Genomic DNA, 17,155 nt, shown 5'->3' on the forward strand with positions numbered 1-17,155 from the left:
TTCCTAAGTTAATATTATCCATATCTTTTTTAACTATTTTAGTTTTCTCTAAACAACTTATTTGCACATACTCCAGCTAATACCCAGAATATTATAGATGTTCCTACCCAACTATCATTAGATAATCCTTGTACTGCATATGCAATAAACCCTACTCCAAATATATATATATATTTATCATCAATTTTATCTGACAATTTGTCAAATAATCCTTTTAATACATAAACAAGTACAGCTAAAAATGCACTAAGTCCTAATATTCCACTTCCGTATGCAACTGATAAGTACCAGTTATGGGGCTTATCTATAAATTCTCCATAAGTACTTATTCCTCTATCTTCATCTTTATCTGAAATTACATATGGATAAGTATCAAGACCTTGCCCTAGTATTGGTTTTTCATTTATTAAATCTATAGTTTTTATCCATATATTTATACGATCGGTACTCATCTCATTTAATTTTTGGTATATAGTATTTTCTGTTATTACTTGTTTGTTATTTTCTATTGTATTTGATAGAGCTACTCCACCTATTAACATAGATACAATAACAACTCCTATAGCTATATTAAAAACAACTTTTCTATTTATAAACTTCATTATAAATACTACTAATATAAAGCCTATTATTGCTACAGGAATTATAGCACCTGATATATCATTTATTTTTTCTATTATTTTAAATGATTCTTCATATACTTTTTCATTTGATTTGCTTAGTATCATATATGATATAGCATTTAGTATAACTGTAGGTATAGTCCATAGTACAGTTTCTTTTATTCCTCTAAATCTAATGCCTATTACTAATATTATAGGTAATACTATCAATGCTGTAACAAATCCCCCAGATGATATCATTGCTAATAACATTGTAAATGATGCTACTGTTGTTATTACTAGTGCTATTTTAATTTTTGTATTTTTTTCTAATAATAAATACGTAAAACTTACACTAAATATAACTGCTGATATGGCACTTCCGTAGTTTTGATGATATAGTGTAGTTACTAAATATCCACTAAGACCTTTACCTAAAATATTATTTACTACTCTATTGTCTATTAAGTTATATCCATATAAATTTGTTAACGATGTTATTAAATTTACTATTATAAATGGTATTAGTACCCAATAAAAATACTTGTATTGTTCTTTTTCTATTTTTATATTGCATAAAGCATAAAATACTACTAGATACGAAAACCATGCTATAGCTCCCTCATGTCTGTCTGAGTTACCAAGTAATGATATATCTATATAATCAGATACTAACGGTGTTATTAATATAATTGCTGCAAATATTAATATTATCATATTTAATTTATTGCTTTTTATTAAATCTTTAAGCGCTATTGTCTTATATATAAGTAATCCTAATATAAGGAAACTACTTATGTTAAGTATTACACTTTTATAGTAGTTAAATATATCTACTTTATTGCCTGTAGAATACACGTTTCCTGAAAGTATAGGGCTATACACCATACTATCATATCTATACATTATTAATGGTATTATACTTATCATAAACATAGCAATAATGGCTATAATCTTATCAATTCTAGCTATCTTTTGTTGTCTATAGTTATATTCATAGATTGATTCCACACTCTAGCCTCCTTACTTCATTTCTTCATTCAATTTATCAAATTTCTTTTGTTGTTCTTCATTTTTTTCTAGATTTTTTATTTTCTCTAAAATTTGATTTGCTTTATCATTGTCTTTATTATTTATACATACATCAGCATATATTAGTAAAAGATTTACATCATTTTCTAGTTTTTTATTTAACCTTATTGCTTCTTTTACTGATTTTTCTGCTTTATCAAACTGCCCCATTAAAGCATATGCTTGAACTTTACTCAATTCAAATTGATCTGTTTTTATATATTTTTTTTCTAATTTTTCAATAGTTTTTAATGATGATTCTATTTTTTTTCCTTGATTTATGCTAAGTTCAGCTTTAGCATATGCTGTATAATCATCTTTTCTTTCCGATATTTGCTTTTGACCTTTGTCATATGAATACATCATAAGAAATAAGGCTACGGATAAAAAAGTAATAAATATCTTACTATTTTTATACATTATAAACCTCCTTATTATTTTTAACTTTTTTATTATATCATAGATATACATAATATTATAGATTAAGACACAATTACCATAAAAAACATCAAATACAAATAACATTTAAACATAAATAAACTAGGGTATTTATAACCCTAGTTTATCTTATATCTGCACTTTATTTATTTATTCTACTTAACATAGAAACTGACTCTGCTCTTGTTATTTTTCCTTGAGGTCTAAATGTATTATCCTCGTATCCACCCATTATTTTGTTATCACTTAGCTTATCTACTGATGCTTTAGCCCATGTAGATATTTTATTACTATCTTTGAATGTTAATTTTCCATCATTATTTAAATTGATTAAAGATGCTACTATTGATGCAGCTTCTTCTCTTGTTATTTTTTGATTTGGTCTAAATGTTTTATCTTCATATCCATTTATGTATCCTGCTTTAGTAGCTATACATATTTCATTGTAGAACCAATCTGATGGTTTAACATCTTTGAAATCTTCTGTTCCAACTGTTTTTAGTTCAAATACTTTATTAACCAATTTTACGAATTCAGCTCTTGTTATAGAGTTATCTGGTCTAAATGTTTTATCTTCATATCCACCAATATACCCTTTTGTCAAAAATTCTTCTATATTTTTCTTAGCCCAATGTTTCTCTATATCTTTAAATCCATTAGTTGATGTATTTTGTGATTTACTTAAATCATATTTATAATTTGCAAATTTTTCTTCTTTTGCTGGTCCTACTTTGCTTATGGCAGAATTTGTACCTAAGTAATTAGCTCCATTTTCATGTGTTCTAAATACTACATTTCCTTTAGTCTGTACGGGTTTTATAGTCCAATTATTATCTGCATTAGGTGTTATAGTTCCTTTTTCCTTTATATAATTAGATACTACTTGTCTACTTTCTTCTTGACCAGCGTATACAGTTTTACCTGCAAACTGTTCTGCTCCCGCTCTATAGTTATTTGTTATAACTAAAAACTCTTGATTTTTATCTAAAGGTTTACCGTTATATGTAAGGTTTACTATTCTTTCACTGTCTTTATTTATCATTTTTCCGCTTGTATCATATTTTGGATGCTTAGTTACATCTACTTCATATTTTAAACCTTCTATTGTATCAAACATATATCCTCTAAAATTTAGATTAACTAATTGTTGTTCTTCTTTTTTATTAGGGTCTATTGTATTAAATACTGCAGCACTTCTCTCTAACCATTCTTTTACTTCGCTACCTTTTATCTTTAATACTGTATATGTATTAGGATATTTGTAAAGGCTTGAAACATCACTTATAGATATATTTCCTGATTTGATATTTACAAAATCAGTTGGGTCTGGTGAATCACTTCTTCCTCCTGTTTTAAATGGCGCTGCCGCTGATAATATAGGTAGACCATTGTATTTTTTCATAGATTCATCTTCTTTTAATAGTTTCTTTAGGTATTGTGTTTGAGCATCTGCAACTAATTCTACTGATGCATCATCTTGAACTAATGTAAAGTAACTTTGTAAATCTTTTGTTGTTTTTCCTACTGGTGATTTTACATAATCCACAACTGGTTTATGATATGATTCTACGAATTTTGATAAATTTTCATCTCTTTTTATATCTATATTATTATTTTTATCATACACTTTTCTTATATTAGTTTTTGTATTTCCTTTATCTATTACCCATTTCCCATTTTCTTGTTTTAATTTCAAATCTATAACGCCTAGTTCAGATGCATTATTAATAGGTTGAATAAAAGGTACTTCTGTTCCTTCTATTTTTCCGCTATCACTTGCATGACTGTGACCTGTTACTAATGCATCTATCCCCTCAACTTTAGCCAAATTATTTACGTCTTTTGTATCATTTCCGAAGTGGGCAAGACCTACTATTATATCAGCCCCTTCTGCTTTCATTTTTGGCACAAATTTTTCTGCACTTTCTTTAAATGATTTTACACTTACTTTACCTTCTAAATTTTGCTTATCCCAAACTAATATATCTTCTGGAGTAAAACCTATTACACCTATTTTTACTGTTTGTTGTTTTCCAGTTGAATCTACTACAGTTTCAGTTATTATTTCATACGGTTTAAATAAGTTTTTTTCTCCTTTTACATCATATACATTTGAGCTTAATATATCTAAATTTTTCTTATTTTTTTCATTTTCATTTACTATTTTTTGCAAGAAATCTAGCTTATAATTAAATTCATGATTACCTAATGTTGCTGAATCATATCCAACTTCATTCATAGCTTTATATATTGGATGTTCCCCTGTGACAGTCTTAAAATTATTATAATAGTCTGCAAATGGATTTCCTTGTATAGTATCTCCATTGTCAAATATTACAGTATTATCTATATTGTCTTTGTCTCCTGTTTTATCTACTTCACTTTTTACATTCTTCATTATAGTTGATAGTTTTACTAAACCATATTTTTGACTATCTTGCAATGTGTAATAATCATAATCCATAATACTACCATGTAAATCACTCGTTCCAACTACCCTCAAATCTATAGTTGGTTCACCTGATTTAGTTGTTGATTCATTAGCCAATACTTTTAATGGCTGTATTCCTGATGCTGTTAGTCCTAATATTAATACAAATACACTAATCCTTTTCATATGTTTTTTATATGCCATATTAATCCCCCTATTATTTTTTCTTTCCACTTATATTCTATATAACCTTTTCCTCATTGTAAACCTTAATATAAGTTAAATAAAAAAAAACTATTAAAATCATACCTAAATGGTTTGCTTTAATAGTTTTTTTATTATACTTTTATCTAATTATTCTCTCTAAAGTAGATACTGCCTCAGCTCTTGTGATACTATTTTGAGGTCTAAAAGTATTATCTTCATACCCACCCATTATTTTATTATCACTTAATGCATCAACAGATGCTCTAGCCCATGGTGATATTTTATTATTATCTACAAAATCTAGTTTTCCATCACCTACTAGCTTTGTAATTTTTGCTACTATACTTGCAGCTTCTTGTCTTGTTATTTTTCCATTAGGTCTAAATGTATTATCTTCATATCCATTTATATATCCTGCTTCTACTCCTATGCATACATCATTGTAATACCACGCAGAAGTTTTTATGTCATTAAATTTTAGTTTTTTTGATTCATTAAATTGTTTTAATCCAAATACTCCATTAACAATCTTTACAAATTCAGCTCTAGTTATATAATTTTCAGGTCTAAATGTGTCATCACTATACCCGCCAATATATCCTTTTGCTGCAAACTTAAGTATTGCATCTTTAGCCCAATGATAATTAATGTCTATAAATTTATTTTCTATTTCAGGTATTGATGGCTCATCTGTTGTATCAGAATCTAACTTTACATATGAATTAGATACAAATCCTATTCCATCATTGTACTTTATTTTATACCAATCACCTATATTTTTCTCTACTATTTCTACTTTAGTTCCTTTTAATAAACTTCCTATTATATTATAGCTAGTTCCTGCTCCTGCTCTTACATTTAATGTATTTGCAGTTGTTATACCTGTATCTATAACAGTTGGCGGTGTTACTACCGGTGGTACTTCTGGGTTTTTGTCTTCGTCTCCTGAATTCATATTTCCATTTAGATATTTAACTATCCCATTAGCAACTCCTGCAGCTAATTTTTCTTGATACTGTGAGTCTATCAATTTTGAATATTCTACTGTATTAGTCATAAATCCACCTTCAACTAAAGCTGAAGTCATATTTGACGTTCTTAATACTGCATAGTTAGCACTTTTTACACCTCTGTCTCTTGCATCTGTCTCTTTTATTAAACTCGTCTGTAACTCTGAGCTTAGGGACTTATGTGCTTCTTTATTAGGATGATAGAATGTTTCTATTCCATTTGCTGATTCTGATTCTGCTGCATTATGATGTATTGATACAAATATATCTGCTCCATATTCGTTAGCAATATCGGTTCTCTCTGATAGCGTTAAGTATACATCTGACGTTCTGCTCATTTTGACTTCGATACCTTGATTTTCTAACTTTGACTTTACCCTTTCAGCAACATCTAAATTTAATTGTTTTTCACTTTTTACAGATCCTACAGTTCCAGGATCTGATCCCCCATGACCTGGATCAATAAATACTTTATGTTTGCCTTTAGAGCTTTCAGCTTTTGCATTCTTTGTTATATAATTAGTTTTTTCATTAAATACGTATAACTCTATTATATGTGCTTTCGACCCTATTTTCTGACTTAAAAATACAGTACCTTCTTTTAAAGGTTTCACTATACCATTTTTATCTATTTTAGCTATTTCATTATTTGACAACTCCCAGTTTGGATTTTGTGATAGATTTAAGGTTTCATCTAATTTTATAGCTATGGCATTTTCTACTATTAAGTCTTTTTTATTATATTTTCCTATTACAGAATTAAATTCTACTTCTGTTTTATTATCAGCATAAGATAAAGCTATATTAGATAAAATAGACATTGCTGTTATCATGCTTATTGTTAATATAGATCCTAATAATTTTTTCCGTATATTCATTCATTCATCCCCTCAATATTTTTTTGTTATATTTTGCTATTTATATTTATATTATCATAGAATATACTATAATTTAAGTTTTTTAATCATAATAGTTGAATATATAAATAATCGCATAAAAAAACACTAGCTAAAAGCTAGTGCTAATATCAAAATAATAAGCAAGTCTATAAGCGGAGTTTTGTATTAGACAATCATCTTTCTAGGCCTATTGTCACCAATATGCTCAAGCGACCTACCAACCGGAGGATGCGAGCAACATCCTTTTTATCCTATCTTGGTCTTGCTCCAGGTGGGGTTTACACGGCTCGACTAGTCACCTAATCGACGGTGAGCTCTTACCTCACCTTTTCATCCTTACCACAAAAGTGGCGGTTATTTTCTGTTGCACTTTCCTTAAGATCACTCTCACTAGGCGTTACCTAGCACCCTGCTCTATGGAGCTCCGACTTTCCTCACGTAGTAAAATACTACCCGCGATTGTCTGGCTTACTTAATATTTAATTGACTTTTATAATATTAACATGAATTTTAATTTATGTCAAAAGTTAATTTTTGAATTAATTGTATAAATTTATACTAACTTTCATTTAATTATTTTTTAGCTGATGTATGCAAAGTATCATACGTTTCCTCACCTGACATAGTATAATTTTTAGATTTATCATCTAATTTTATCCCCTCTTTAGTTATTATTCCTTTTAAAATGAGCTTATTATCACTTTGTCTTTTATAAACATATATTTCTTCTTTATTATATTCTTTAAGTTTTCCATCACTTAAATATTTATCTATTTTATACATATGTGAGGCTGCTTTTTCCCCCCAATATGGGTCTGAGGCATAGTTTATATTTACACCTGAATTTTTATTTCCTAAATTACTACCATTATATAATTTAGATTTTTGATTATAGTAAGTTTTTGACATATAATTTTCCATAAATACTTTAATACATTCATCTATACTAGCAAATTTACTTGCTCCTGATTCTGCTCCATCATTTGCTTTTATACCAAATATATTATTAGGTTTAACTAATCTTGTTCCAAATGCGCTTTCGTTTATAGATATGCTTAATGCCATCAAAGCATTAACTCCATATTTACTTTGATATTTTATGAAAGATTCACCACTACCTTTTAAAACACTATTAGACGGTGCATATTTGTCTATATATGAATTTAATTCTGCTGCTGTATATGATGTTTTACCTTTGCCCGGCAAAATATTATAGTAATTATAATATGGCGAATAATTGTTAATTGCATTACTATGGCTAGCTTCTTTTAAATCTGATATTAATTTCTTTATATCATCATAAAAATATTTTCCATCGTAACTATAGTATTTTTTTGTAGGCTTCATAAAACTAGGTGCTTTTCCTATTATTATTGATTCAAAATTTCCTTCTTTTTCTATCATTTTGCTAATGTTATGAATTAGCTCATTCTTTTCGTTAATTTGATAGTAACTTAAATTTTTTATATTATTAATTGGCACAACAACCAAGTTATCACCTTTTGTATCAGATATAGGCATCCATCCAGTAAATCCTGCAACTTCTATTTTCACCATATTTCCTGATATATCAATTATGGGAGCATCTTCTATAGCTCCTGGTGATATATATGTATATTTATGATTTCCTTCTGTATCTTTGTATAAATTAATAGTTGTGTTTTGACTTACTAATTGTCCATCTTTTGTTTTAACGATTTTAGCTAAAGCTTCTGTAGCATATACTATCATCCCCTTATTATTTATCACAACTGGAATAGCATTTTTATAAGCATATTTTAAATTATCTGCAATTTCAATAGCTTCTTCCAACATATTACTACTATCTAAATATGTATACTCTCCATTATCTTTAGATAATGCCACTTCATAGTCATCAGTAGTTTTTAATTTAAACAGCTTTATACTAGTTGCTGGCATAGTATACGTTTCATATTTTTCTTCATTTATTGGCATTTCATTTTCATAACCAGTATAATTTGTGTAGTCTATCGAACTTGCACTGACTAAATTTGTTGATGATATAAAACTCGATACAACTAAAATACTAGCTAAAAAAATACTTGTATTTTTATTATTCATATTTTTCCCCCATCAATTTTAATTTACTAATATATAGTATCATAAGTTTAGGAGTTTATTAACTAATTTCCAATTCTTTTGTTTAATTCACTTATTCACTTATTCTTTTAGTAATGAGGTAGTTTATTGTAGATTGAAATAATATATCTTTACAATTAAAAAGCTATTTTAAAATATATATTACTTAATAACATATTAAAAACATGGTTTATATGCTTTAATAAAGTTATTAAATAATATAGTTATATTTTAAAATAGCTTAATTTATATTATTTATTTAAATAATAAGTTTCATTTCCTACTAAATTTTTATTAATTTCTTTTTCTAATATTACACTACTCTTAGCTATAACATTTATATTTTCTGGTTTGAAATCATCACCAACTTCAAGCTTAGCTTTTCTTATCCAACATTTATTTATGCTATCTGCACTAATTTTTGATCCGTCTTTTACTTTTATTATATAATTATCTTCTTGACCTTGTTCAAAGTCATTTCCTGGATTGTCTAACACCCATTCATATGTCTTACCATCTTTTGTTTCTATTCCAAAATAAATATAATCGTCTGTTCCTGCATATTTTTCATTTGCAGTCTTTATAACAACATTAAATTCATCTAAATTATTCATATCTGAAGTATTTTGAACTGTTCCTGATACTTCATTTAAAAATCTATATAGAAGTTTAGCTGTGCATTCTTGAGAATTCTTCATTGCTTCTATTGCAGAATATTCCCAATCATCATAACTATGCTTCATAGTTGAATGGCTATAATATAAATCTTTCGCAACCTTCGCATATTCTGTAGAGTTTTTTGTCATCCAATCATTAATATCTGTATTTTTTAATGCATCTTCATATATACCTTTATCTGTAGTATAATTCATTGAATTTATAGCATAGTTTTCTTTTCTCTGTTCAACATAAGTTTCATATTTAACATGCCCTGGAGTATCAACTGCTGTTTGATTAGATGCATGGTATGGATTATTTAAATCACCTAAATAATGTAACCCTTGACCTAATAAGAATATGGCTTGTTGATGGTTCCCTTTCTCCCATTGATGCTTAGCTAAAGCTACAAATTTTCTAACTTGAGTTTCAGCAGTATCGTATATAGCATAACTAGCATACCAAGAATTATCTATTGTAAAGTTATTGTTTGTATCTGAATCCCAGAAATGATCTTGATATAAATCATATGCATTAGGATTATAATCTGGATACGTTGATCCAAGTTTTAAATCTTTTACTAAATTATTCATGATGTTTAAATTAGTTCCAATTTTATCTTGTTCTGATTTGTTTAAATCATTATTTATCATTTTTAATGCTTGTTCAGCAATTAAAGCATGAGTTCCTGTTCCATCAGCTTTTCCATCCCATGCGTAAGATGTGTTTCCTAAAGAAATAAAAATAATTGCACAAGTTGCCATGCTCGCTAATTTTTGTATGGCTTTTTTATTCATATGTATTCCCCCATTTAAATATTTAGTAATATTATACTTTAGTAGTACTACTTGTTTTTACCTTATTCTACATATAAAATCAATATTTATGGACTAAAAGGCTTTATTAGTGCACTAAAATATAATTATATGAAAATTGGGGCTACTATTCCTTCCTTCAACAACTTCATTTATTGATTAAGATATAAGGTCTATATAAGTTTACACATAAAAATAAGCATACTATATAAAATAGTATGCTTACAATATTTTCGATTTAATACCCTCAAAACTGTATATCATTTAGAGATGAAAATTCATTTTATTCATGTCGCCAACGATATTCCTTCGCTCTCGCTTCAGTCATATCCGTTGCTCAAACATTTATTGGTCAAGTCCTCGACCTATTAGTATCGATAAGCTAAATACATTACTGCACTTACACCTTCGACCTATCAACCAGGTAGTCTTCCTGGGGTCTTACCCTTACGGTGGGAAATCTTATCTTGAAGTTGGCTTCGCGCTTAGATGCTTTCAGCGCTTATCCATTCCGTACATAGCTACCCAGCCATGCCCTTGGCAGAACAACTGGTACACCAGAGGTACGTCCATCCCGGTCCTCTCGTACTAAGGACAGGTCTCCTCAAATTTCCTACGCCTGCGACGGATAGGGACCGAACTGTCTCACGACGTTCTGAACCCAGCTCGCGTACCACTTTAATGGGCGAACAGCCCAACCCTTGGGACCTACTACAGCCCCAGGATGTGATGAGCCGACATCGAGGTGCCAAACCTCCCCGTCGATGTGGACTCTTGGGGGAGATAAGCCTGTTATCCCCAGGGTAGCTTTTATCCGTTGAGCGATGGCCCTTCCATGCGGTACCACCGGATCACTAAGTCCGACTTTCGTCCTTGCTCGACCTGTATGTCTTGCAATCAAGCTTCCTTTTGCCTTTGCACTCTTCGCACGATTTCCGACCGTGCTGAGGAAACCTTTGAGCGCCTCCGTTACTTTTTAGGAGGCGACCGCCCCAGTCAAACTGCCCACCTGACGGTGTCCCAAGACCTGATTCAAGGCCTATGGTTAGGATCCCAGTACTACAAGGGTGGTATCCCAAGGATGACTCCACACAAACTGGCGTTCATGCTTCATAGTCTCCCACCTATCCTGTACATGTAGTACCAAGACCCAACGTCAAGCTACAGTAAAGCTCCATGGGGTCTTTCCGTCCTGTCGCAGGTACCCGGCATCTTCACCGGGATTACAATTTCACCGAGTCTATTGTTGAGACAGTGCCCAAATCGTTACGCCTTTCGTGCGGGTCGGAACTTACCCGACAAGGAATTTCGCTACCTTAGGACCGTTATAGTTACGGCCGCCGTTTACTGGGGCTTAAGTTCACTGCTTCGGATTGCTCCTGACAGATCCCCTTAACCTTCCAGCACCGGGCAGGCGTCAGCTCCTATACATCGTCTTGCGACTTAGCAGAAACCTGTGTTTTTGGTAAACAGTCGCTTGGGCCTATTCTCTGCGGCCATCCAAAGGATGGCACCCCTTCTCCCTAAGTTACGGGGTCATTTTGCCGAGTTCCTTAACAATAGTTCTCTCGCTGGCCTTAGGATACTCTCCTCACCCACCTGTGTCGGTTTACGGTACGGGCGCCTTTAAACTCGATAGAGACTTTTCTCGACAGTGTGAAATCAGCTACTTCGCTACTAAATTTCGCTCCCCATCGTACCCCAGCATTATCTAGACGGATTTGCCTATCTAGACTGCCTCAGTACTTAGCCACACATAACCAACAGTGTGGTTAGCTTATCCTACTGTGTCATCCCATTTCTCAAACGCTTATTGGCGGTACAGGAATATCAACCTGTTGTCCATCACCTACGCCTTTCGGCCTCGGCTTAGGTCCCGACTAACCCAGGGCGGACGAACCTTCCCCTGGAAACCTTGGGTTTACGGCCCGTGGGATTCTCACCCACGTCTCGCTACTCATGCCAACATTCTCACTCGTATACTGTCCACATGTCCTTACGGTCATGCTTCAGCCTGCATACGAAGCTCCCCTACCCATCATAATGATGCCGTAGCTTCGGTAGTACGTTTTAGCCCCGGAAATTTTCGGCGCAGGATCACTCGACCAGTGAGCTATTACGCACTCTTTAAATGAGTGGCTGCTTCTAAGCCAACATCCTGGTTGTCTGTGCAATCCCACATCCTTTACCACTTAACGTACATTTAGGGACCTTAGCTGACGATCTGGGCTGTTGCCCTCTTGACTATGAATCTTATCACCCACAGTCTGACTCCCAAGTAAAAGAAAACGGCATTCGGAGTTTGATAGTCTTCGGTAAGTGCAATACCCCCTAGGACATTCAGTGCTCTACCTCCGTTTCTCTACGCTTGAGGCTAGCCCTAAAGCTATTTCGGGGAGAACCAGCTATCTCCGGGCTCGATTGGAATTTCACCGCTATCCACAAGTCATCCCCGAGCTTTTCAACGCTCGTGGGTTCGGTCCTCCACGAAATTTTACTTTCGCTTCAACCTGCTCATGGATAGGTCGCCCGGTTTCGGGTCTACGTCAAGTAACTTAGGTCGCCCATTTAAGACTCGCTTTCGCTACGGCTCCACACCTGAAGTGCTTAACCTTGCTACTTAACGTAACTCGTTGGCCCGTTCTACAAAAAGTACGCGGTCACACAAGAAATGTGCTCCCACAGCTTGTAAGTGCAGGGTTTCAGGTTCTATTTCACTCCCCTCCCGGGGTTCTTTTCACCTTTCCCTCACGGTACTATGCGCTATCGGTCACTAGGTAGTATTTAGGCTTGGAGGATGGTCCCTCCTGCTTCCCACAGGGTTTCACGTGTCCCGTGGTACTCTGGATCATGCTAGTAGCTTTCTCGTTTCAATTACAGGGCTATTACCTTCTATGGCGGAGCTTTCCAACTCTCTTCATTTACGATAGTGCATCCATGTTGCATGTCCGCAACCCCAATGAAGAAAACTTCATTGGTTTGGCCTTATCCGCGTTCGCTCGCCGCTACTTACGGAATCGAATTTCTTTCTTTTCCTCCAGGTACTTAGATGTTTCAGTTCCCCGGGTTCCCCTCATTAAGCTATGTATTCACTTAACAATACTTAGACATTACTCTAAGTGAGTTTCCTCATTCGGAAATCTTCGGATCAAAGTTTACGTGCAACTCCCCGAAGCTTATCGCAGCTTATCGCGTCCTTCATCGGCTCCTAGTGCCAAGGCATCCGCCCTGCACCCTTAATAACTTGACCAGTTATTAAAGTTTGTAATTTTAAAGACTTTTCTTGTCGATGATATTTTTAGAAGTTATCTTCTTCATATATAAAATGATGTCATATCACTAAATGTTATACAGTTTTCAAAGTACTAGTGGTGGAGATGAGGAGGATCGAACTCCTGACCCCTTGCGTGCAAGGCAAGTGCTCTCCCAGCTGAGCTACACCCCCATATTATAGAGTTTTATAAAAACTCTCAAAATTAAACAGTAGGTAATTCTCCTTAGAAAGGAGGTGATCCAGCCGCACCTTCCGATACGGCTACCTTGTTACGACTTCACCCCAGTTATTGGCTTCACCTTCGACGGACGCTTCCAAAAGGTTAGCTATCCGGCTTCGGGCGCCTCCAACTCCCGTGGTGTGACGGGCGGTGTGTACAAGACCCGGGAACGCATTCACCGCAGCATTCTGATCTGCGATTACTAGTAACTCCAGCTTCATGTAGGCGAGTTTCAGCCTACAATCCGAACTGAGAATGGCTTTAAGGGATTAGCTCCGCCTCACGACTTGGCCGCCCTCTGTACCACCCATTGTAGCACGTGTGTAGCCCTAAGCATAAGGGGCATGATGATTTGACGTCATCCCCACCTTCCTCCAGGTTATCCCTGGCAGTCCCTCTAGAGTGCCCAACTTAATGCTGGCAACTAAAGGCAAGGGTTGCGCTCGTTGCGGGACTTAACCCAACATCTCACGACACGAGCTGACGACAACCATGCACCACCTGTCACTTCTGTCCCCGAAGGGAAATCTCCGATTAGGGAGAGGTCAAAAGGATGTCAAGCTTAGGTAAGGTTCTTCGCGTTGCTTCGAATTAAACCACATGCTCCGCTACTTGTGCGGGTCCCCGTCAATTCCTTTGAGTTTCACTCTTGCGAGCGTACTTCCCAGGCGGAGTACTTAATGCGTTAGCTGCGCCACCGAGGGGGGTAACCCCCGACAGCTAGTACTCATCGTTTACGGCGTGGACTACCAGGGTATCTAATCCTGTTTGCTCCCCACGCTTTCGTGCCTCAGTGTCAGTTACAGTCCAGAGAGCCGCCTTCGCAACTGGTATTCCTCCTAATATCTACGCATTTCACCGCTACACTAGGAATTCTACTCTCCTCTCCTGCACTCAAGTCTCTTAGTTTCAAAAGCTTACTACGGTTGAGCCGTAGCCTTTCACTTCTGACTTAAGAAACCACCTACGCACCCTTTACGCCCAGTAATTCCGGATAACGCTAGCCCCCTACGTATTACCGCGGCTGCTGGCACGTAGTTAGCCGGGGCTTCCTCCTCAAGTACCGTCATTATCTTCCTTGAGGACAGAGCTTTACGACCCGAAGGCCTTCATCGCTCACGCGGCGTTGCTGCATCAGGCTTTCGCCCATTGTGCAATATTCCCCACTGCTGCCTCCCGTAGGAGTTTGGACCGTGTCTCAGTTCCAATGTGGCCGATCACCCTCTCAGGTCGGCTACTGATCGTCGCCTTGGTAAGCCGTTACCTTACCAACTAGCTAATCAGACGCGGGTCCATCCTGTACCGCCGGAGCTTTGATACTTCTACCATGCGATAAAAGTATGTTATCCCGTATTAGCATACCTTTCGGTATGTTATCCGTGTGTACAGGGCAGGTTACCCACGCGTTACTCACCCGTCCGCCGCTCTCTTCCGAAGAAGATCGCTCGACTTGCATGTGTTAGGCACGCCGCCAGCGTTCATCCTGAGCCAGGATCAAACTCTCAAATAAAAGTTGTCCATTGCTCAGCTAATCATTATCTGAATATCTGGCTTGGTTTGTGTTTAATTCTATAAAGAATTATGTTTATTTCTATAAATTAACCTACTGTTTAATTTTCAAAGTTCTTTTTTGCCATCCTCTTTTCTTAAGGACAAGTAATACTATATCACCTATAATTAACATGGTCAATACTTTTTAACAAAGTTTTTTATATTTTATTTTCTTAATCATATATTTCCCCATTTTCAAAAAAAAATACAGGAATATTTTAATTTCCTGTATTTTTATATCTAGTCTTAATTTAATTAAGTTATAATATGATTGTTAATTAAATCATAGAATAAATATAGCAACTATAGTTGTTACTACAAGACCTATCATTACAGGTATAAAGTTTCTTTTACCTAACTCTACCGGGCTAACTCCACAGATAGCTGCTACTGCAATAAGTGACCATGGTACTATACATCCTCCGCCTACCCATATAGCAGATATCTGACCTAATGCTGTAAGTGCACCTACATTAATATTTATAGCATTCCCAAATACTGCTGCTAACGACCCAGCTAGAGACATTCCAGAAAATCCAGATCCATCTAATCCAGTTATTCCTCCAACAATAGTTTCAATTCCAGCCGCTGCAACTTTATTAAATGGTACTGCTTGAGATAAAGCAACTCCTATGTCTGATAATAGACCTTGTGATCCTTGCGGTAATACATCTCCAAATACCTTTACTATAGGAGCATCCCCTAAATAAAAAAATGCCGCTATTGGAATAATTACTGCAAATACTTTTATTGCAAATGTAAAACCTTCAATTATATGTTCTGCAACTTTATCCAATGTTGTTTTAGGATTATTCATGGTATTTATTATAATTAATAGTACACCTGCAGTCCCTCCTAACAATGCAGATGCATCGCCACCTTTTAAATTAAATTTATACATTGCTACTATATCTAATATAAATCCTATTGCAACTAAAACTACTGATATTTTTGCTTTAGGGCCTATTTCTTTAACTTCAAAATCCTTAGTTGTTGCCAATTCTTGATCAAATACACCATTTTTTAAATCTCTTCTCAACATATAAAAAGCAACTGATATTGTTACAATCGCCATTATCCAATATAAAATCATACCTTCTTTTATAACTGCTTCTACAGGCACACCCGCAGCTCCAGCAGTTATACTAGGCGCACCTTGAATAATAAAATCTGTAGATAAAGCTAATCCATGTCCAAACAAGTTCATAGCCACAGCTAATCCCATTGCAGGTAGCCCCGATCTCAAAGCTATTGGTAAAAATACAGCTCCTACTAATGCAGATGCTGGAGATGGCCAAAAGAACCAAGACATGAAAAACATTACAAGTCCAGCAACAAAAAATGCGGTTGTAGAGCTTTTTATAGACTTAGAGAATGGTTTTACCATAAAATCAATCGCATTATTTTCTTCCAATGATTTTGATAGTGCAACCATAATACCTATTATTAAAAGAACTGGACCTAACTCTTCTAATGCTACTACAAAGGATGTAAATACTCCTGTTAATGCACCTACCATACTTTTTTTGTAAAACAAACCTAATAAAAATGTTCCTATTATACACGGTATTACACTTTCTTTTCTCATTATCATAGTTACCAATATAATGATCATGAATAAAATATAGATGTAGTGAGCTCCTGTTAATGCCAACTTTATCCCCCCTTAAGTTCTGATACAATCATTATATGCGCTTTAAAGAAACTTGTTCCAGTTACCGTGTCTATGTCATCTACTTAACTTTTTAAATTTGTTCGTAAACAAACTTAATTTATTCATTGTCTATGCTTTAGTAAACATTTTTAAAGTTGAAAAAAGATGAATATATAATTATATCCACCTTTTTTGTGTAAATTTATTTGATTTTAGGATTAATTTT

7 protein-coding genes, 1 tRNA gene, 2 rRNA genes and 1 other RNA gene are annotated in these 17,155 nt (G+C 34.2%); all 11 read right to left on the reverse strand.

The window, feature by feature from the left end:
* Nucleotides 1-38 precede the first annotated feature (38 nt).
* Nucleotides 39-1,613 carry an O-antigen ligase family protein gene (locus tag NWE74_RS09110; protein WP_258242888.1) on the reverse strand — a complete coding sequence of 525 codons (1,575 nt, stop codon included), beginning with the start codon at nt 1,611-1,613 and terminating at the stop codon, nt 39-41.
* Nucleotides 1,614-1,625: 12 nt separating this feature from the next.
* Nucleotides 1,626-2,093, reverse strand: coding sequence for a hypothetical protein (locus tag NWE74_RS09115; RefSeq protein WP_258242889.1), 468 nt, complete (start codon nt 2,091-2,093; stop codon nt 1,626-1,628).
* A 160-nt stretch (nt 2,094-2,253) separates the two neighbouring features.
* Nucleotides 2,254-4,746: a bifunctional 2',3'-cyclic-nucleotide 2'-phosphodiesterase/3'-nucleotidase gene (locus NWE74_RS09120; protein ID WP_258242890.1), complete on the reverse strand. Its 2,493-nt coding sequence runs from the start codon at nt 4,744-4,746 to the stop codon at nt 2,254-2,256.
* 142 nt (nt 4,747-4,888) lie between these two features.
* Nucleotides 4,889-6,637, reverse strand: a complete 1,749-nt coding sequence (locus tag NWE74_RS09125; RefSeq protein WP_258242891.1) for an N-acetylmuramoyl-L-alanine amidase — start codon at nt 6,635-6,637, stop codon at nt 4,889-4,891.
* A 154-nt stretch (nt 6,638-6,791) separates the two neighbouring features.
* Nucleotides 6,792-7,133: RNase P RNA component class A (gene rnpB / locus NWE74_RS09130), an RNA gene on the reverse strand.
* Nucleotides 7,134-7,231: 98 nt separating this feature from the next.
* The gene (locus tag NWE74_RS09135) at nt 7,232-8,740 is read right to left on the reverse strand and encodes a glucosaminidase domain-containing protein (RefSeq protein ID WP_258242892.1); all 1,509 of its coding nucleotides are present in this window, start codon (nt 8,738-8,740) and stop codon (nt 7,232-7,234) included.
* Nucleotides 8,741-9,009: 269 nt separating this feature from the next.
* Nucleotides 9,010-10,212 carry a zinc dependent phospholipase C family protein gene (locus tag NWE74_RS09140; RefSeq protein WP_258242893.1) on the reverse strand — a complete coding sequence of 401 codons (1,203 nt, stop codon included), beginning with the start codon at nt 10,210-10,212 and terminating at the stop codon, nt 9,010-9,012.
* A gap of 366 nt (nt 10,213-10,578) precedes the next feature.
* Nucleotides 10,579-13,480: ribosomal RNA gene (locus tag NWE74_RS09145) — 23S ribosomal RNA — on the reverse strand.
* 119 nt (nt 13,481-13,599) lie between these two features.
* Nucleotides 13,600-13,675, reverse strand: a tRNA-Ala gene (locus NWE74_RS09150).
* Between the two features lie 56 nt (nt 13,676-13,731).
* Nucleotides 13,732-15,234: ribosomal RNA gene (locus NWE74_RS09155) — 16S ribosomal RNA — on the reverse strand.
* The 16S and 23S rRNA genes sit together here with 1 tRNA gene alongside, the layout of an rRNA operon.
* Before the next feature lie 324 nt (nt 15,235-15,558).
* Complete coding sequence (locus NWE74_RS09160; protein ID WP_258242894.1) at nt 15,559-16,929, reverse strand: hypothetical protein; 1,371 nt, start codon at nt 16,927-16,929, stop codon at nt 15,559-15,561.
* Nucleotides 16,930-17,155 lie beyond the last annotated feature (226 nt).

The sequence above is a fragment of the Romboutsia lituseburensis genome, from assembly GCF_024723825.1.
In the GTDB taxonomy this organism is placed as follows: Bacteria; Bacillota; Clostridia; order Peptostreptococcales; family Peptostreptococcaceae; genus Romboutsia_F; species Romboutsia_F lituseburensis_A.